This is a genomic window from Ferdinandcohnia sp. FSL W7-1320 (assembly GCF_038050315.1).
GTDB classification, from domain to species: domain Bacteria; phylum Bacillota; class Bacilli; order Bacillales; family Bacillaceae_L; genus Ferdinandcohnia; species Ferdinandcohnia aciditolerans.
Map to the genome: position 1 here is coordinate 2,545,698 of NZ_JBBPAM010000001.1, position 20,424 is coordinate 2,566,121.

Sequence of the window (20,424 nt, forward strand, 5' to 3'; positions counted from 1 at the left end):
GGTGACCTTAACTCACATCATAAGACATACTAATAAGGTGTTTAGCCTTCACAATATCTTCATCATTAGAAATAGTTACTTCTAAGTCACCTGTTCCATAATGACCGATGTTTGAAACGTCACGTGTAAAGCCTTGTTCTAGAGTTATACTTTCAGGCTTAACTTTTAAATAGAGGAGTATCTTTCCTGTCTGTGGATGTATTTCAAGGCATCCAAAATTTTTAATGCGTTTAAAAGCTATGTAATGTTTTAAGATTTTCATTTGGACATCATCGCCTAAAGCCATCATATATGCTTTTAATGTTTCAAATCTATCAGTTAATTCCGTATTAGCCTGTACTAAGTAATCAGATACTGTTTTTGTTCGTGTATTACGGTTGCTTGCGGAACTTGTTGTATTCTCATTTTCACTAGTATGTATGGTTTGTGCAGTAGTCGCATTAACTAAATCTAATAATAATAGTCCATCGCTATAATGTTTATATTGATAAAGCTCGATATTACGATTAATTTGTTGTACTGCATGTTCATCATATTTTGTAAAACCTCCTGCTATACACAGTAAACGAGGGCTGCTCCATTCTATTGCATCTGAAACTTCTTGACCGTATCTTCTCATAACCATTAATTCAAATTCTGCTTTATGGTCGAGTAACCAATCTAAGTAAAACAATCCTTGATTAATAACATTTTCATTTAATGATCGCTTATATTCTATTATTACAGGTGAATTGTTTTCATCGATACCTAATGTATCAATTCTACCTGCATGGCGCTTACCGGTACTGTGTTCGGATGCCAGAAAGCGAACACCTAAAAAAGTATCTAAATGCCGTTCGATTATATGTTGTAAAGATTTTTCAACAGCAACTGACTTTCCTTCTAACTCATCTACAATTTCCCCGTTTAATCTAAAAAGTTTAATATCACCCATAGAAAGATACCTCCTTATCCTTATTAAAATTATAGCATTATTATTAAATAAATTCTTACGGGATTATATAGACATTGTTACTTTGAAATTTTAAATCCAAATCAGATGGACTTAATTTTGCTTCATAATGGTTGGGTAGTGTGAAACAACTCTGATAATGCAAATGACCTATTTATTTTATTCCTTGTAAAACTATCAAAGTTCCTTCTTTTCCATTGAGTTCTAGTTTGAATAAGACTAAAATAAAAAGTAAGTAAGAAAATTGTAAGAGGTGAAACCTGTGGAACTAAAAATGTTTTACCGTACACAGAGAGAGCTCGCTGTGGATTTAAACAAGCTAGTTGATTCTTATTGGCGGGAAGAGATAAAAGAAAACGATTTAATAGTTGGAATAAAGAACTTATACCTACATAATCAAGAAAAACTAATAAAGGACAATGAGTTTACAAAAGTAGTCCAACAGCAATGCGGAAAACGAAGATTAGCTATAGTTGGTAGGGTTCTGGAATTTAATTAGGATATAAGTATTGTGAGAAAGGTTGGATTGGATGATAATGGAATTAGGATATTCTTCAAGCTTAAATGGAGCATCCTTTTTACTATTTGAGCTAAAACAAGTTATAAAGTTGAAACAACAGGGCTTAAATAAAGATGAGATAAGGAAAAAGGTAAAGGAGGTAAATCTTTTCCAATTTAATAACCAAGGGAGAATCAATAGAGCTTTACCTTCTGTTATGAAAAGGGCAGAAGCTATTGATGATACTCTTGCTGCTTTAATGTTAGAAGGTTCCATTGAAACGGGAAAAACCCTTAACCTGTATGCCATTATGAAGACTGATTTGTTATTTTTTGAATTCATGGATGAGGTAATAGGGGAAAAGCTACATAATAATGACTATCTAATAGAAAAGAAGGACATCAATCTCTTCTTCACCTCTAAGGCGGAACAAAGTGAAAAGGTAGCCAGTTGGAGCGATATTAATATTGAAAAGTTAAAAAGAGCCTACATGCAAGTATTGTATGAAAGCGGAATGTTAAGAACCAGAAAAGGTAAAGAGTTAGATAGGCTAATTATTGATGAACAGATAAGGAATCATCTCACTCAAATTGGTGATGCTCGTTATATACGTGCAATGGGTGAGTAGGGGGTGAATATGTGGCAAATTTAAATGCAAGATTGGATCAGATTATACCGAAAATTAAAGAGGATAAGTTCATAGAGGGACGTGGACTTGGAAATGAAATTAGCTTTTACGTTTTTGACTACGAACCACATTATGAACTGGTGGTTAGGGATTATATTAAACATATTAAGAAAGAATTTGGTTATGAAGGATCTAACCGGAGAATTATTGAGTTTGATTTATATAAGATGCTACTAGAAATTACAAAAGATAAAAGGATCTTTGACCGAATTTTTGAAATGGAAGAACGTCAAGGAAAAGATCAATTGTTTAAAGCGATGACGACATTTGCTAAGCCAGAAGTGTTTCTAGGAAAAATTAAGGAACAAATGGGAGACTATAATGTGGTGTTCCTCACTGGAATAGGTAAGGTTTATCCATTTGTTCGTTCCCATAATATTTTAAATAACTTACAAGAAGTGTTGGACAATGTTCCTGTTATCATGTTTTTTCCTGGAAAATATGATGGGCAATCATTACAATTGTTTGGAAAATTTAAGGATGATAATTATTACCGAGCTTTTCGATTAGTCGATTAAAAGTGATAGGGGGAAATTAGATGATTATTAAAGATATGTTTCAAAAAGACATTGAACGTGATATTCGTGGAGTCATTAAAGTAGCTCAACAAGATGAAGATAATATTTATCAGGAATTGGACGAGTATGTTGTTACCCGTGAGCTGCAAAAACACCTTTCTAAGTTTTATGAGAATTATCAAAAAGGGATTAATGGTGTAACAGATAAGATGGGTGTTTGGATTTCTGGATTCTTTGGTTCTGGTAAATCACACTTTCTAAAGATCCTTGCTTACTTACTTGAAAATAAGAAGGTGAAAGGTAAACAAGCAATAGATTTCTTCCAAGAAAAAGTACAAGACCCTCTTGTATATGCGAATATGCAAAGAACGGCTGATGTGGAAACAGAAGTCATTCTGTTCAACATAGATTCAAAAGGTTCACTCGATAACAAATCAAAAGAAGACGCAATTCTCCGTGTCTTCATGAAGGTTTTTTATGAGCATCGTGGCTACTACGGAGATATACCTGGAGTAGCTGAGATGGAGAAGTACCTAGATAAACAGGGAGTCTATGAGGCGTTTAAAGCGGAATTTAAGTCTTTGGCTGGTGAAGCATGGGAAGAACGTCGTAATAGTTTTTACTTTGATGCAGATTTTGTCATTGGTGCCTTAACGAAAGTAACTGATATGACGGAAGAGTCTGCTCGAAATTGGTTTGAGAATGGTGTAAATAATTTCGAAATTAGTATCGAAAAGTTTGCGAAAGACGTAAATGAGTACATCAATAGTAAGGGGAAAAACTTTCACCTTATTTTCCTAGTGGATGAGATCGGCCAATACATCGGTGATAACCGTAGCTTGATGTTGAATTTGCAGACAGTGGCTGAAGACCTTGGAACCCACTGTAAGGGTAAGGTTTGGATTATGGTTACTTCTCAAGAGAGTATTGATAGCATAATTAAAGTTAAAGGTGATGACTTCTCCCGTATCCAAGGGCGATTCGATACAAGACTCTCTCTATCATCCATCTCGGTTGATGAAGTTATCAAAAAGCGTATCCTTTTGAAAAAGGATTTTGCTAATGACAAATTGAAGGTTCTTTATCCTGAAAAAAGTGCTATTTTAAAGAATCTAATTAGTTTCAGAGAAAGCACAGCGGATTTACGTGGGTTTGATAATGAACAGGAATTCGCAGATGTGTATCCTTTCATGCCTTATCAATTTAAGTTGTTACAAAACGTTTTTGAGCAAGTAAGGAAACATGGCTCTTCTGGTAAGCATTTATCTGAAGGGGAACGCTCCATGTTATCAGCATTTAAAGAAGCTGGTCTTCAATATAAGAATTCTGAAGAAGGTACACTTATACCTTTCTATGCCTTTTATGACACGATAAAGGAATTTTTGAATCCATCCATTTCAAGAGTTATCGAAGGTGCCTATGAAAATCCAGCCCTAAAAGATGATGATTTTAACATTGATCTATTAAAGGTTCTATTCATGATTAAATATGTAAAAGAACTGCCAGCAAATCTCGATAATATTGCTACTCTAATGGTTACTCATATTGATGAGGATAAGTTACAGCTTAAAGAGAAAATTAAAGTTTCTTTACGTAAGCTAATTTCCCAAACGTTGGTACAGAAAAATGGGGATAATTTTATCTTTTTAACAGATGACGAGCAAGACATTAACAGAGAAATCAAATCCCTAAATATAGATGAGGACATTGTTAAGCGGGAGTTAGCAAACTATATTTTCCAAGACCTATATGATGAAAAGCGTTTCCGTTACAACAGTGAATACTCATTTGCCTACAATCAGAAAATGGATGAGAAAAACTATGGAAACCAAACATCCAATATAGGAATGCAAATTCTTTCTCCACTATCAGATCATTACCAAAAGTCCGAGCAAGAATTAATGATGATGACTTCGGGTAATGGGGAAATGATCATTAAACTTGGTGGTAATGAGGCCTATATCGAGGAAATTGGGGAAGCGTTGCGTATTGAGGAATTCCGTAAGAAAACGAATATTACGCAACTTCCTGAGAACATTCAAAATATCTTGAATAATAAACAAGCGGAAGTTCGTGAACGTAGAAGAAGGGTTCGTGAGCTTTTAGAGGATGCAATTAAAGATAGTGCCTTCTTTATTAATGGGGATAAGGTAGAAATTAAAGGAGCGACTGTTCGTGAGAAAATAAATGCTGCCTTTACGATGTTAGTCGATAATGTCTATACAAAACTCAGTTATGTAAAGGAACACTTAGATAATGAGAGGGCCTTAATTTCAATCCTTGCTTCAGATGATGAACAATTGTCTTTTGAAGAAACTTTGAAGGTAAATCCAAATGAGCTGGCAAAGCGTGAAGTGTCTGATTTTATCAGCTTACAAGACGACTTGAAAAAGCAGGTACGAATTAAAATTTTATTCGACCGTTTCGGAGATAAGCCATATGGTTGGAAGACGCTTGATATAGCAGGAATGATTGCACATTTATTAAAAGAACAACGTATTCGAATTCGGTATAATGCAGAATACTTGGAACCTGAAGATAATGTTAATACGCTTGTAACGATTTTTACAAAGACACAGGAAGCCGACAAAGCTATTGTGTTGAAGAGGGTAAAAGTTGACGAAAAATTAATTAAAACAGCTAAAAGTATTTGTAAGGATGTTTTTAATAAAACAGATTTAGCTGATGATGAAGATGGACTATTGAAGGACATTCGACTACTTGTTGAAAAACAGATAGACGAAATCAAGGGGTACAAAGCCCGTTATGAGGGTAGAAAGTATCCTGGTATGAGCTTACTTGACAAAGGATTAGAATACTTTGAGCAGTTCCACAGTGGCTTAGACAATGTATCTTATTTCAATAAGTTGAAGGAGTTAGAAGATGACTTACTTGATTGGGAAGAGGACATCGTCTATGTCAAAAGTTTCTTCGGTACTGATCAGAAAAAGATCTTTGATGATGGATTGGCAGCCTTACGAAAATATGATGAAAGTAAATCCTATTTGATGGGTGCAGAGGTAGAAGGATTTATTAATAAGCTCCAGTCTATTCTTCAGGATCCTATACCTTACAAAAAGATAAAGGACATTCCAGAGCTTATTCATGCAATGGATGAACAAATTAATAATGTCCTTAATGAGAAGAGAGAAAATGCTCATAAAAAACTAAAAGATGATAGTGATTACTTATCATTATTGACATCACAATATGGTGTATCCAATGAAACGAAAGAACGAGTAACTCGTTACTATCAAGAACTTAATGCTAATGTAAATACATTTACAGATATTTATAAAGTTGACGCAACAGTTTCTCAAAGCACCAGCTTCAAGGAAAAAATGGAGGGGCATATCGAGCGGGAAATTGCCGAATGGAAACGTAAAAAGGAAGAAGAACAAAGAAAACGTCCTGATGGTGAAGTAGTTGATCCTCCTATATCGCCTGTAGAGCCGACCATTCAAAAGCAACCAGTAAAAGTAACAAAGCTGGTTAATGTTAAAACATTAACTACAGAAGATGATGTCGATAAGTACATCAATGCTTTATCCAGTAAGCTAAAACAGATTATTAAAGAAAATAAACAAATTGAGTTTGTTGAGTAATCGGGGTGAAATGGATGAATAAAACTGCACTCAAGACTTTTGCTACGAATGCACGAAGAGAGCTATTGAAAAAGGTCGAAGCAAGAGCAATGAAGATAGGAATTACAGAAGATAACATAAAAAAAGCAGACATTGAAAGCTCAGATGCCATCTTTATAGATGGCAAACAGCTTTCAAAGGAAGAAAAGAATCAAAGAGATAGGTTAATTGATCGAATTAATCAAATTGGATTCAAACGAGTTATGGAGGAAGTTGCTTATACGTGGTTTAACCGTTTCACGGCTTTACGCTTTATGGAGGTAAATGATTATTTACCAACCAAAGTAAGGGTGCTTTCTTCTACCAATGTAGATAGTACCGAGCCAGATATGATGAAAGAAGCACTATCGTTAGATTTAGATTTGGACAAGGAATTTATTTATAATCTAAAAATGGATAATAACTCAGAGGAATTGTTCAAATACCTAATAATTAAACATTGTAATATTTTGAATCGATATATGCCATTTATGTTCGAAACTATTGAGGACTATAGAGAAATTTTATTTCCTGAAGGTTTACTAGCGATAGATTCCTTTATTCGTCAAATGACCAATACTGAGGTTATTCCAGAAGATAACTGGAAGAAGGTTGAAGTTATTGGTTGGCTGTATCAATACTATATTTTTGACGAGAAAGATAGAGTAATTAAAGCTAAAAAGAAATATAAAACGGAGGAGATTCCTTTTGCAACCCAGCTTTTTACACCTGATTGGATAGTACGTTATATGGTACAAAATTCATTGGGGCGATACTGGGTTGAATCGCATACTGAACATCGAGATTTATTAGCAAAATGGGAATTCTATCTTGAAAATCCGAAACCTGAACCAGATTTTGAAGAAAAATTAGCTCCGTATATCAATAAAGATTTAAAAGTTGAGGATATTAAGTGTTTTGATCCTGCTATGGGTAGTGGTCATATACTTGTCTATATGTTTGATGTCTTATATGAAATTTATAGCAGATGTGGATATATGAGCAGAGAAATACCAAGATTAATTATTGAAAATAACTTATATGGACTAGATATTGATGATAGGGCCTATCAACTTGCTTGTTTTTCCGTTGTAATGAAAGCATTAGAATATAATAGTCGTTTCTTTAGAAGTATTGAAAAAGAGGGATTAGTGTTAAATTTGGTTTCAATTCAAGAAACTAATAGTTTTAATAAAGAAGATATTATATATGTTGCTGGAGCAAATAATGGTGATGTATATGATGATACATCAGAACTTTTCAAACAATTCCAAGATGCTAAAACATTAGGTTCTTTGATAAAAATAAATAAAATAAACACTAATTTAATTCGAGATAGATTGAGGCAGATTAGAGAAAATCCACCAAATGACCTCTTTGATACAGAAATAAGGAACAAAGTTTTAAATGTGTTACCCAATATATTAAAACAATACGAAGTTATGTCAATGGATTATGATGTATTAATTACAAATCCTCCTTATATAGGAAACAAGTATATGTCAAACATAATAAATAGTTATTTAAATGAACATTACAAAGACGTTAAATCGGATTTATTTTCAGCCTTTATGAAGTATAGTTTTACAAGGGTCAAAAAAAATGGACAAATTGGTTTTATGACTCCTTTTGTATGGATGTTTATTTCCTCTTATGAAAATTTGAGAAAGTCAATAATATACACAAAAAATATATCAAGTTTAATACAACTTGAATACTCAGGCTTTGATGAAGCTACTGTACCTATTTGTACATTTACACTAAGGAATTATAATGTGGACATATCAGGTGAATTTATAAAGTTAGATAATTTTAAAGGAGCAAAAAATCAGCCAATTAAAACTTTAGAAGCAGTGAATAATCCAAATGTAAGCTATAGATACACAAACTCAGCCAAAACTATAAATAAAGTACCAGGATATCCGATTGCATATTGGTTAAATGACATAGTGATGGAGTTACTTTCAAGTGAACAGACAATCGGAAAAACATACGAAGTTGGTAGTGGTTTATCTACTTCAGACAACGTTAGATTTTTGCGTTTTCATTGGGAAGTTTCTCTGAATAAAATATGCAAAAACCCTGAATCCAAAGAGGGTAAATGGTTCTTATTTCAGAAAGGGGGAGAATTCAGACGATGGTATGGTAATTTGCTTCATGTTGTTAATTGGGAAAATGAAGGGGAAGAAATTAAATATTGGGTGACACATAATCCGAGTGATCCTAATACTACTCACTGGTCACGTAGAATTTTTAATACACATTTATACTTTAGAAGAGGTATTACATGGTCCGTTATAAGTAGCGGAAAAATATCCTTCCGATTAACTGAAAGCAATTCAATGATTTCAAATGCGGCGGGTGGTATATTTGGGGATTTTAGTGATTCGGAATTGTATAGTCTGTTAGGTGCCCTAAATTCAAAACTTTGGAGCGAAATTTTTAATGTAATCAATCCCACCCTAAATTATAGTTCTGGAGTTATACAAAAAGCTCCGTTACCTGATATCACAAAGCTAAAATTTGACAATGAATGCGTACGTATAACAAAAGAGGATTGGGATTCATTTGAACTTAGCTTGGATTTTTTAAGACACCCATTAATTTCTTTCCGGCAAAAGAGCATGCTTATTGCGGATTCTTACTCTACGTGGGACCAGCATACTCGTAAACAGTTTCTAAAATTAAAAGCCAAAGAGGAAGAATTAAACCAGAAGATTATTGAGGCGTATAACCTTGAGAACGATTTAACTTGCCACATTGACGACAAGGATATATCAATCAGTAGGGCGAATCTCACCAGGGATATACGTTCATTTATCTCGTATGCAATAGGCAATATTTTAGGTAGATACTCCTTGGATGAAGATGGCCTTGTCTTTGCTGGAGGTAAGTTTGATACTGAAAAATATAAAACTTTTAAGATTGATAGTGATAATATTCTGCCAATTCTATCAGGATCTTACTTCGATGACGATATTGTTACAAGATTTATAAATTTTGTTAAGGTTTCTTTTAGTGAGGAAACCTTATCCGAAAACCTTGACTTTATCGCTGAAACACTTGGTCAGAAAAAAGGTGAAACAGCAAAAGAGACAATAAGACGTTACTTCATGAATGACTTTTATAAAGACCATGTTCAGACATATAAAAAAAGACCCATCTATTGGTTATTCACGTCCGGTAAAGAGAAGGCTTTTAACTGTCTTATCTACATGCACCGTTATGATAAAACAACTTTATCTCGGATTCGAACAGATTATTTACATGACTATCAGATTCGTTTAGATGCTGAAAAGAAAGATTTACTGAATATCATTGAAGGGGATTCTACAGCAAAGGAAATAAGCAATGCCAAAAAAGAACTAAAATCTCTTGAAAAGAAAATTGATGAGTTAAAAACATATGATGAATTGTTACACCATATGGCAGATATGCAGATTGATATAGATTTAGATGATGGGGTTAAAGTTAATTATGAAAAATTTAAAGGACTGGTTGCAAAAATTTAATTAACTTTAACAAGGATACATCAGTGTTTTGCTGATGTATCTTTGCACTATAATGATAATGGAAGGTAGGTGAAGGGAATGAAAATAAATCAGATTGAGGCTGCTTTATCTGATATATTCAATGAGCCATTAAAAGAAGGGGAACAACGGAAAATTGTGTTCTGGGTTGATAAAGATAATGAGTTCACTGAGGACATTGAACAGCTCACCGTTGATAAAGTAAAGGTTCATACGCTTACAGACCGTAACCAGTTTCAGACGAAATATTTGCTTGAAGAAGAAGATCCTAAGTCTCCATACTTGATATATACAAATATAGAATTGGGTGTGGAAGACAACTGGTTAGCAGATACTGTTTTTTATTCAAAAACGTTCTATGCAGATCGAATTTCACTTATTTTAAGTGAGTTGAATATAGACCCATCACTTCGAGCGACAATCAAAAAGTATGAACGTTTCTTTAATAATAAGGAGCGTTTCAGAAAGTTCTCTGCACTAAATATAGAAACATATTCAGAAGGTATCATTGAACAATCAATTATGAGTGTTTTATGTAACGTTAGAACACCGGATTTTGAAGAAGTTTTAAAGGCTGTACTAATGGATACTCAGGATGACAAGGAGAATAAACTCCTTTCCCTTCTGGAGAAGTTTTTTGATATTGAAGTGTTCTGGAATTATGTTTCTAATCACTACGGTTATGAACGGAAGAAGAAGAGTCTAAAAACCTTGTTCATCCATCTAGTTGTAACGGCATTCAGTCAAACCGTAGGTGAGGAAAACATAAAAGAACTTGAAAATTTCATTTCCAATCGAAATAAAACGAATGCAGTTGTGTTTATTGACCATTGGATGCACCATAAGACTGACTATGTGGTATTTGATGAATACGCTGAGATAGCTGAACAGGAAATCCAACTTTCGAACATAATCAATAATTTGCCAATTGAAGCCTTCAAACAAGCGGATACTTTCCCATACCTCGACCGAGCAATCATCATTTACATAGCGAATGGGTTGGTTACACAGCTTGAGGATTATGAAGAATACACGAAACTCATTAAATTGAGAAGAGCTAAGCATTACTATGATAAATTTGCTTCCATATATGAGGCACTTTACTATACTGTTAAAATTCATGAGTTTTATAAAGAACATCGTAAAGGTATCCCACAAGGACGAGCTATTGATTTGTATCAAGCATATGTAAATGACTATCATTTAATGGATACATATTACCGTAAGTTTTATGTGGCCTACGATGAAGAAAGTAATCATGATCTCCTTAAAAAGTTAAAAATGCTTGTAGAAAACCTATATACAAACTGGTATATGGGAGAACTAAGTTCCCATTGGTCCCAAGCTGTTGAATCTGAAATGACACAGGACTGGTCTTTACCTGGTATAAAAAATCAGCAAGACTTTTATTCTTCATTCATTGATTCTAAAGTAAGAAATGGGGAACGAGTTTTTGTTATTGTTTCGGATGCAATGCGTTATGAAATTGGTGTTGAGTTGGCTGAACGTCTTAATACAGAGACAATGGGTGTTTGTGAAGTGGAATCATTACTCGGTGTAGTACCTTCTATTACAAAACTTGGAATGCCATCTCTCCTACCACACAAAGAAATTGACATAGATACAAATGGTAGGGTATTTGTTGATGGTAAAGATTCCTCTGGTTTGGAAAATAGGAAAAAGATTATTGAATCTAAAGCGGCTGAAAGCATTGCTGTTCATTTTCAAGATGTACTAGCAATGAATAAAGCAGGAAGAAGAGAAACCTTTAAGGGTAAAAAGCTCATATACATCTATCACGATACGATTGATGCAATGGGAGATAAGGCTTCAACAGAAGTCTATACATTTAATGCAGTAGAAACCTCATTAAATCAATTGTATGACTTAGTTAAAATTATTCGGGATGATTTAAGCGGAACGAATGTGTATATAACGGCTGACCATGGTTTCCTTTATCAAAGGGATGAATTAGAAGAAAGCGATAAGATTGGACAAGATTCAATAGATAATATTGAAGTTAAACGTCGCTATATACTTTCACAAGAGCAGCGTGAAGTGTCAGGACAATTGGCTATCAATCTGTCATCTGTTATAAGAAATGATAAGCAATTAACAGCGTATTTGCCAAAGGCAACACTCAGATACAAGATGCAAGGATCGGGTATTAATTTTGTTCATGGTGGTGCAAGTCTGCAAGAGATTGTTGTCCCACTATTAACGTTTAAAAACAAACGTACAGGGCAAAAAGGTGCTAGGGCCATTAAAAAGGTAGATATTAAACTTACGAATACTACTCGTAAGATAACCAATAGCATTTTTAATCTTGAATTTTTCCAAACAGAAAAGGTGGAAGACAAGACAACTCCTCGAACTGTTGTCATCTATTTGGCTGACGAGGAAGGAAGCGTAATTTCTAACGAAGAAACGATTATAGGAGATCTCCCATTTGATAATCCAGCAGAACGTACTTTCAAACTAAGGTTTGTATTGAAGAGCATTCCTTATGATCGAAATAAAACTTATTACCTGACTATTAGGGATACGGAGACGAGTGTTGTAGTGGAAAGAATGCCATTTAATATTAATTTAGGCATAATCAGTGATTTCGACTTTTAAGACGAGGGAGGGAAACCATTGGAGAACGTAAATGAAGTGAATACACTGGAATTAGATAAAAAGCTCAATTCAGTATTTGCAGGACGTGTCGTTAGAAAAGACCTTACTAAGCTCATAAAAGAAGGAGCAAACGTACCTGTTTATGTATTAGAGTATCTATTGGGTATGTATGCGGCCACTGATGATGATGATAGCATAAAGGAAGGCGTAGCAAGGGTAAAGAATATCCTTTCGGAAAACTTTGTAAGACCAGATGAAGCTGAGAAAATAAAGAGTAAAATTCGAGAGCTTGGTCAGTATTCTATCATTGATAAAATAACTGTTAGATTAAACCCGAAAAAAGATACCTATGAAGCAGAGTTTTCAAATTTAGGATTAAAGGATGTACCAATTTCATCAAACTATGTTAAAGAGTTTGATAAACTTTTAGCTGGTGGTATATGGTGCATGTTAAGAATGGACTACTACTACGATGAAGAACAAAAGAATATGAGTCCTTTCAGCATCAGTAACCTAAAACCTATTCAAATGCCCAATATGGATCTTAACGAAATCATTGAAGGGAGAAAAGACTTTACAAAGGATGAATGGATTGACATTCTTATTCGTTCAACTGGGATGGAGCCAACCCAGCTAAATGAACGTGTGAAATGGCATTTGTTATTGCGCCTTGTTCCGCTTGTGGAAAACAATTACAATGTGTGTGAATTAGGACCAAGGGGAACTGGAAAGAGTCATGTATATAAAGAAATTTCACCGAATTCCATCTTGGTTTCAGGTGGACAAACGACTGTTGCCAATCTTTTTTACAATATGTCTTCAAGAACTGTTGGTCTTGTTGGTATGTGGGATGTTGTAGCTTTTGATGAAGTTGCGGGAATTAAGTTTAAGGACAAAGACGGTATCCAAATCATGAAAGACTATATGGCGAGTGGCTCTTTTGCAAGAGGAAAGGAAGAGAAAACAGCATCAGCTTCTATGGTTTTTGTCGGGAATATCAATCAAAGTGTGGATTCTCTAATTAAAACTTCACATCTATTTGCTCCTTTTCCAGAAGGAATGAATAATGACTCGGCTTTCTTTGATCGAATGCATTATTATCTTCCTGGCTGGGAGATTCCTAAAATGCGACCAGATTTTTTTACGGATCGCTATGGTTTTATAGTGGATTATTTAGCTGAGTATTTTAGAGAAATGAGAAAGAGATCGTTTGGTGATTCGATTGATCAGTTCTTTAAACTTGGCAATAACTTGAACCAACGTGATGTTATTGGTGTTAGAAAGACGGTATCAGGTCTAATGAAGTTATTGTACCCTCATGGGGAATACACTAGAGAGGATGTTGAAGAAGTTCTTCAATATGCTCTTGAAGGCCGGAGACGTGTTAAAGAACAACTAAAGAAAATCGGCGGGATGGAATTTTACGATGTGATGTTTTCCTACATAGATAGGGAGTCTTTACAAGAGGAATTTGTAAGTGTGCCTGAGCAGGGCGGTGGCAAGTTAATTCCAGAAGGGATGGGTAAGCCAGGTCATGTTTATACAGTTGGTGTAGGTGAATCTGGTATGATTGGAGTCTTCAAACTTGAAAACCAGGTTGTATCTGGTTCGGGTAAATTTGAAAAGTCTGGTGTAGGGTCTAACCGAGGAGTCAAAGAAAGTTTAGACACTGCATACCGTTACTTTACTGCTAACAGTAAAAGCATAAGCGGTTCAATAGCGATTAAAACAAAAGATTACTTAATGCATATTGCTGACCTTCAAGGAATAGGACTTACCCCTCAATTAGCAGTTGCCGAATTGATTGGACTTTGTTCAGGAGCCTTAGAGAAACCTGTACAAGAAAGCACCGTTGTTTTGGGGAACATGACAGTCGGAGGGACGATAGAGAAGGTAGAAGAACTTGCAAATGTATTACAAGTTTGTGTAGATGCGGGTGCAAAAAAGGTGTTAATCCCTGCATCATCAGTTGTAGATTTTCAAACTGTTCCATCTGACTTGTTAATTAAAGTTCAACCTATATTCTATTCGGATCCGATTGATGCTGTGTTTAAAGCGTTGGGTGTTGGATAAAGATAGACGGAATTGTCCGTCTATCTTGCAATGAGTGTGGTCACTAAATAGGTAGATAACTGATTAATGTTTGTAGAATCCAACTAGGTCTTTGCATACAAAAATGTTTTATAAACTCTTAAGTTGTTTTTTAAAAGGAAGTGATAATTTGTCACAACTTCAATTTGTTAGGGTTTCAAAGGAATCTATCGTTAAATTTATTCATAATGCAAAATATAGAATAGTTTATGCAAAACCTGCCTTCTATCGATGGGAAATTACAGAAATGTTGGCAACTGTTAAAAAAAATAATATCTCACAATGCGAAGTATATTTTGAGGCTGGAGAAGACTCCATTAGGTTTGGTTTTGGTGATATGGATGCTTTAAAATTACTAAATGAAAATCAAAATAAAATAATGGTTCAAATGGTGGAGAGAATTAGACTTTCCATTTTAATTGTCGATAACAATTGTTTAATATTTTCACCAAGCATTGCCCAGCTTGATGCCGATTCGGACTTTACTGAATTTCCAAATGGGGTTTACGGTGATAGGTTAACGGTTGAAAAAATATTAAATGAATTCCCTTCATATAATTTGGAACTGCCTAGCACCACGGAAGAAATCAGTAACCCTTTTGAAGAGGCTAAAAATATTGAAACTCTTCATAAAGCAAGTGTTTCAAAAAAGCTAAAAGATACTCTGTCAAATTTAGAACAATATCCTCCTATAGATCGTCTGAAGTTAAAGAAGGTCAACTTTTATAAAAACAATTTTAAAATATTAAAGAGGCAAGTATTCGGGGTAAAGGTTAAGAATAAACGTATAAACCTAAATACATTTATAAAACTATTAGGATTTCGAAATGAAAGACTTTTGAGTAGCTGGAACATTTTTTCTAACAGTGACATAAAGCAATTTCAAGATATGTCTTTCTTTCAGGAGGAATTACAACTAGTAGATAATGAATACCTTTATGATATTGGAAGATTTGGTTCTTTAATAGAGACACAAAAAATCAAGGGTTATGAAGAGAAGATAAAAAAATTAAAAGAAGATTTTGTAGTCTTTATGAAAGAATCGGTCAATAAGGATAACAGTTTTTTTAAATATAAAGAATCGGCTAGTCAAAATAAATCCTATGGAAGAATATTAAAAGGCTCCAGAGACGAACTAATTAAGTATTTAATATCAATATCAATTGATGATAATTTTTTCTTTAACTACATAATGAATGAGGACCGCTTATTAAACCAGGAATATGAAGATGGTATTAAGAGTAAGAAGCAAATTTTTGAAGAGTATATAAAAAATTTTGTTTATAATAAGCTTAAATTCCCAACCGAAGAAGATTTAATTGAAAAAATTGATGTTAAACTTGACTTTTATGATATTTCAGATGAACTTATAAATAACAATAGGGATTTCAATCAAATTATAGAAAAATATGGATTGAATGAATTAAGGGATTACCAAGAAGGGTTTAAATTATTGTAGATTTAGCTTTTTAACAATCTAACCCACAATAATGAGTCATTTTGAGGATAAGAAATAAATACTAATCATTTAGTAAAAGTATATGGTACTTATGGCGGATGACTGTCCCCAGGTTAAATTTGTCCATCATCCCCCTACAGAGCCAACTTCCTTAAGAGAAGTTGGCCCAAGTCCAATTACATTTCCACTGATTCAGTATTGCGTTCGACAATACGTGAGCATCTTATTACCACAATCGAACCACCAGGTGTTAGATACATATTTGTTGATAAGATGAGATCCATCCCAGCGGAAAACGCTTGAATATCAACAGTCTCAATCGGATTTTTAATGGAGACAGTTGCTGTTTTTTCATCATAATTTATAAGCTGCGTTTCCAGTGTTTGAGCCATTTTCTATTCCTTCTTTCCTTTCATTTTTCAATTATTATTGGTCGAGACCAGCTAGTAGATAGCTATTGTTTTTTCGTATTTGCTGTTGAAGCATACCCATTTTATAAATCGCTTCTCGTTTTGTTAAAATCGCTACGATAAATTTTTATACTCTTTCCAGCAAGATAATCTAAACCAGCATTGTTTCGGAAAGACACCTCCATACCAACTCTTCTTAATTAATTTAATAAACCTCATACAGAGATGGAGGTAGGGTGTGGTACCAATATAATCTTTATCTCCTAATTCAATTCAGAAATATCTTTTCAACCCAAATACCAATCTAATAAATAGGCAAAAATTATATAATTGAATAAATTCTTTATGGTAAAATGTTACTAATATTACGAAAGTTTGATTCTCAGTAGTTTAGATATGTTTCATTCGGTTAGCGTTTCAATAAATTCTAATAAATTTTTCAGAGGAGGACTTTGTTATGAATAAAAGCCTAAAGAATAAAAACACAGAGGTTATTAAAGTCAACAATAATGATATAGAGGTAGTGGAGTCAAAGGGCTCATTAGGAAGAGAAGTACTGACAACGGTTGCTTTAGAATTTGCAAAAGCAGCAGGACCAGCTTTAATTGATTTAATAAAAAAGAAAAATGACTTAGAAGCCGAAATTGAACGTGAGACCAAGAAGGATTACATTACATACTTAAGAAACCGTCAGAATACCTTATTAGAGCATATTTCAACTGAAGAAGCTAAAGTTGATTACGATCAGAAAAGAATTGATCAATGGCTAAAGGAATTGAAAGATATATCAGAGGAACAAAAAAGAATAGGTGAGGCAAGTGATGCGTACACCAAGGGATGGTTTAGATGTATTTTGCAAGAAAAAAGTGCATAGTTGCGCAATGAATTTTGCAGAGTTTTGCCACCCAATTGTTCAACTTATCTTGCCCGTGATAAAGCGTTCGATAATCTATAACTTCCACCATTAAACGTTAATACATGGGCATGATGAATTAAACGATCCACTAATGCTGCAGTTAGTCTAGAATCAATAAAAATCCGATTCCATTGGCTAAATTCAAGATTAGATGTGATTATCAGGCTTTTCTGTTCGTACCATTCAGCGATAAGCTGAAATAGTAGTTCGGAGCCTTCCTTGCTAAAAGGTAGATAACCCATTTCATCAAGAATGATTAATTCTACCTTTTCAAATTTTTTTCTAAAGGAAGGCAGCTTATCTTGTTTCAGTGCTTGTTCCAATTGTTCGATAAGTGTAGATACACGATAGAACCTAACCTCATAACCCATTTCACAAGCTTTTCTTCCTAATCCAGTTGCTAAATGCGATTTTCCAGTCCCAGGTGCTCCTATCAAAACAACGTTTTGTTTCTGCTTGATAAAATCAAGGCTCATTAAACCATCTTTATCAATCTGTGCCGGAAACCTAATCCTTTCGGTCCATTCATAATTACTTAGACTCTTCGAGTCTAAGAACCTTGCATTTTTAATTAAGCGTTTGACTTTTGCTTGCTCACGTAGTCTAAACTCTTCCTTAAATAAAGCCTCTAAAAATTGGGAAGGTGATTCAAAAGGAATCGACTCATAAATTTCAGAAACATAAGCGAGTCTTAAAGACTTACACATAGAACGGATTTGCTCGCTCATGATTGTTCACCCCCAGGTGCCAACGAATCATACTCGTCCCAATCTAGCCCGAAGGGATTTTCGTTGTTTCCAGAAATCAAATCATAAAATTCCTCATTAATTCTTTTAATATCGTGTGTAACTAGTAAGTTTACTATTGTATTTTGCAAGAAAAAAGTGCATAGTTGCGCAAGAAATTTTGCAGAGCTTTGCCACCCAATTGTTTCAACTGATCTTGCTCGTGATAAAGCGTTCGATAATCTATAACTACCGCCATTAAAGGTTAATACGTGCGCATGATGAATCAAACGATCCACTAATGCAGCCGTTAGTCTCGAATCAATAAATATCCGATTCCATTGGCTAAATTCAAGGTTAGAAGTGATTATCAGGCTTTTCTGTTCATACCAGTCAGCGATAAGCTGAAATAGTAGTTCTGAGCCTTCCTTGCTGAAAGGTAGATAACCCATTTCATCAAGAATGACTAATTCTACCTTTTCAAACTTCTTTCTAAAGGAAGGCAATTTATCCTGTTTCAGTGCTTGTTCTAATTGCTCGATAAGAGTGGATACACGATAAAATCTAACTTCATATCCCATTTCACATGCTTTTCTCCCTAATCCGGTTGCTAAATGCGATTTTCCAGTCCCAGGAGCTCCAATCAAAACAACGTTTTGTTTTTGCTTGATAAAGTCAAGGCTCATTAAACCATCTTTATCAATCTGTGTCGGAAACCTAATCCTTTCGGTCCATTCATAATTACTTAAACTCTTCGAGTCTAAGAACCTTGCATTTTTAATTAAGCGTTGGACTTTTGCTTGCTCACGTAGTCTAAACTCTTCCTTAAATAAAGCCTCTAAAAATTGGGAAGGCGATTCAAAAGGAATCGACTCATAAATTTCAGAAACATAAGCCAGTCTTAAAGACTTACACATAGAACGGATTTGCTCGCTCATGATTGTTCACCCCCTGTAGGTGCCAATGAATCATACTCGTCCCAATCTAGCCCGAAGGGATTTTCGTTGTTTCCAGAAATCAAATCATAAAATTCCTCGTTAATTCTTTTAATATCATGTGTAATTAGTAAGTTTACTATTTCTATTAATCTTTCTTTCCTAACGACAAGATCTTCAACCATCAAGTAGTCATTAATACGGCCTGGTAAGTATTTTTGATATCTTGAATAAGTTACCGCTCTTGGTTTTCGAATCCAATCCTTGAAAATAGATAACCATGGAATAGCTCTCTTTTTGTTCATATATGGTCTAAAATCTTCAAATAGAATTTCTCCATCGGGTGATACAGCTTTATATTTATCCCATGTCACTACAAAGTATATAAAAGGGTAATTCGATGCTTTCGGGATATGTATCAATGTATTATCTAATTTTGCCTCATTATACTTATTAACTTTTGCTTCAATCTCTTTAAAGACTGGATAATCCTCTTCTGATAACTCAAGCAAATAGTTCTTTTCTTCATTCCAAAGATCTTCGATCAATACTTCTTTCTCATAGTGAAGTCTATGGCGGTCTTTTTCTAATTGAACACGAAGTGTTTCTGTAAAATCCTCATAACTATTCATAACTGGTGATGTCGTAAAGAAGTTGTATCGAATATAACCTACCTTATTTTCCACACTTCCTTTTTCATTACCTTTACGTGGATTACATACTTGGACCTCAAAACCATAATGATTTTGGAATTGGATAAAGGCATCCGTAAGCTGAGCTTCTTCAGTTTTTGATCTGACCTTCTTTACAGCCGGGGTTAAATTATCAATTCGGATTTTTCTTGGTACTCCTCCAGCTTGTTTAAATAGATGCTTCAACCCTTGAAGAAAGCATTCCTGATTTTCAGACGGCAATGGTACTGCGAACCCAGCATTACTATATGGATACGACATTACTAACACATGAGTATCTACAAACTCACCATCTTTAACAACTTCCATAACACCAAAATCTACTTGTGCTTCACTCGGGGGATGTTCTAATCGTTCATGACCTTTATCGAGCTCATCATTATGACTATTCTCCCAATCTGTTATGAAGTAACAAACTGTTCTATAGGAACCTTCAAATCCCAGCTCCTGAAGGTCTTTAAATATCTGCTTTTTTGTTCTTCGTAATTTTTTCTTTAATTTACTATCTTCAAAAAGCCAATCTGAAACTATTACACCCCATTTTTCAGAATGCATCATACCTTTAGATTTCTTGATCTTTGATTTAGGTAACTGGTCTTCGTCAGCATACTTCTTAGCTGTCCTCCAATTAATCCCTACAGTTTCCTTAATTTTTGTTATTGATAATCCTTTTTTGTTACGTAAGTGTTTGATACAATTAATATCAGACATTGCTAGCATCCTTTCTACCTCCACTACCAAATTGCTCGACACAATTAATGTAGTGG

13 protein-coding genes and 1 pseudogene are annotated in these 20,424 nt (G+C 34.3%); 9 read left to right on the forward strand and 5 right to left on the reverse strand.

The window, feature by feature from the left end:
• Positions 1-7: 7 nt before the first annotated feature.
• Positions 8-934 (reverse strand): DUF5655 domain-containing protein, encoded by a 927-nt coding sequence (locus NST91_RS12800; protein WP_341331454.1) that lies wholly within the window; start codon positions 932-934, stop codon positions 8-10.
• A gap of 280 nt (positions 935-1,214) precedes the next feature.
• Here NST91_RS12800 and NST91_RS12805 point away from each other — a divergent pair, with 280 nt between their 5' ends.
• The 8 genes from NST91_RS12805 to NST91_RS12840 all read left to right on the forward strand — a co-directional run bounded on the left by NST91_RS12805 (position 1,215) and on the right by NST91_RS12840 (position 15,979).
• Positions 1,215-1,451, forward strand: a complete 237-nt coding sequence (locus NST91_RS12805; protein ID WP_341331455.1) for a TIGR04540 family protein — start codon at positions 1,215-1,217, stop codon at positions 1,449-1,451.
• A 31-nt stretch (positions 1,452-1,482) separates the two neighbouring features.
• The gene (locus NST91_RS12810; protein WP_341331456.1) at positions 1,483-2,079 is read left to right on the forward strand and encodes a DUF1819 family protein; all 597 of its coding nucleotides are present in this window, start codon (positions 1,483-1,485) and stop codon (positions 2,077-2,079) included.
• A gap of 11 nt (positions 2,080-2,090) precedes the next feature.
• Entirely contained in the window at positions 2,091-2,657 is a 567-nt protein-coding gene (locus NST91_RS12815; protein WP_341331457.1) for a DUF1788 domain-containing protein, read from the forward strand.
• Between the two features lie 20 nt (positions 2,658-2,677).
• Complete coding sequence (brxC, locus tag NST91_RS12820) at positions 2,678-6,262, forward strand: BREX system P-loop protein BrxC (RefSeq protein ID WP_341331458.1); 3,585 nt, start codon at positions 2,678-2,680, stop codon at positions 6,260-6,262.
• Between the two features lie 14 nt (positions 6,263-6,276).
• On the forward strand, positions 6,277-9,792 hold the full coding sequence (gene pglX, locus NST91_RS12825) for a BREX-1 system adenine-specific DNA-methyltransferase PglX (RefSeq protein ID WP_341331459.1): 3,516 nt from the start codon (positions 6,277-6,279) through the stop codon (positions 9,790-9,792).
• A gap of 78 nt (positions 9,793-9,870) precedes the next feature.
• Positions 9,871-12,429, forward strand: a complete 2,559-nt coding sequence (pglZ, locus tag NST91_RS12830) for a BREX-1 system phosphatase PglZ type A (protein WP_341331460.1) — start codon at positions 9,871-9,873, stop codon at positions 12,427-12,429.
• Positions 12,430-12,447: 18 nt separating this feature from the next.
• Positions 12,448-14,502 (forward strand): protease Lon-related BREX system protein BrxL, encoded by a 2,055-nt coding sequence (brxL, locus tag NST91_RS12835; protein WP_341331461.1) that lies wholly within the window; start codon positions 12,448-12,450, stop codon positions 14,500-14,502.
• A 148-nt stretch (positions 14,503-14,650) separates the two neighbouring features.
• Positions 14,651-15,979, forward strand: coding sequence for a hypothetical protein (locus NST91_RS12840; protein WP_341331462.1), 1,329 nt, complete (start codon positions 14,651-14,653; stop codon positions 15,977-15,979).
• Between the two features lie 176 nt (positions 15,980-16,155).
• On the opposite strand, the gene NST91_RS12845 is transcribed toward NST91_RS12840, so the two are convergent.
• A complete protein-coding gene (locus NST91_RS12845; protein ID WP_341331463.1) occupies positions 16,156-16,371 on the reverse strand; it encodes a DUF2922 domain-containing protein in 216 nt (71 codons plus the stop codon).
• Between the two features lie 475 nt (positions 16,372-16,846).
• Here NST91_RS12845 and NST91_RS12850 point away from each other — a divergent pair, with 475 nt between their 5' ends.
• Positions 16,847-17,263: a hypothetical protein gene (locus NST91_RS12850; RefSeq protein WP_341331464.1), complete on the forward strand. Its 417-nt coding sequence runs from the start codon at positions 16,847-16,849 to the stop codon at positions 17,261-17,263.
• Positions 17,264-17,307: 44 nt separating this feature from the next.
• Here NST91_RS12850 and istB (NST91_RS12855) read toward each other — a convergent pair whose 3' ends face one another.
• The 3 genes and pseudogenes from istB (NST91_RS12855) to istA all read right to left on the reverse strand — a co-directional run bounded on the left by istB (NST91_RS12855) (position 17,308) and on the right by istA (position 20,377).
• A complete protein-coding gene (gene istB, locus NST91_RS12855; RefSeq protein ID WP_341330383.1) occupies positions 17,308-18,033 on the reverse strand; it encodes an IS21-like element helper ATPase IstB in 726 nt (241 codons plus the stop codon).
• A 212-nt stretch (positions 18,034-18,245) separates the two neighbouring features.
• Positions 18,246-18,968, reverse strand: a pseudogene (istB, locus tag NST91_RS12860) (IS21-like element helper ATPase IstB); the annotation flags it as partial.
• On the reverse strand, positions 18,965-20,377 hold the full coding sequence (gene istA / locus NST91_RS12865) for an IS21 family transposase (RefSeq protein WP_341331465.1): 1,413 nt from the start codon (positions 20,375-20,377) through the stop codon (positions 18,965-18,967). The pseudogene istB (NST91_RS12860) and the gene istA, both read right to left, overlap by 4 nt.
• Positions 20,378-20,424 lie beyond the last annotated feature (47 nt).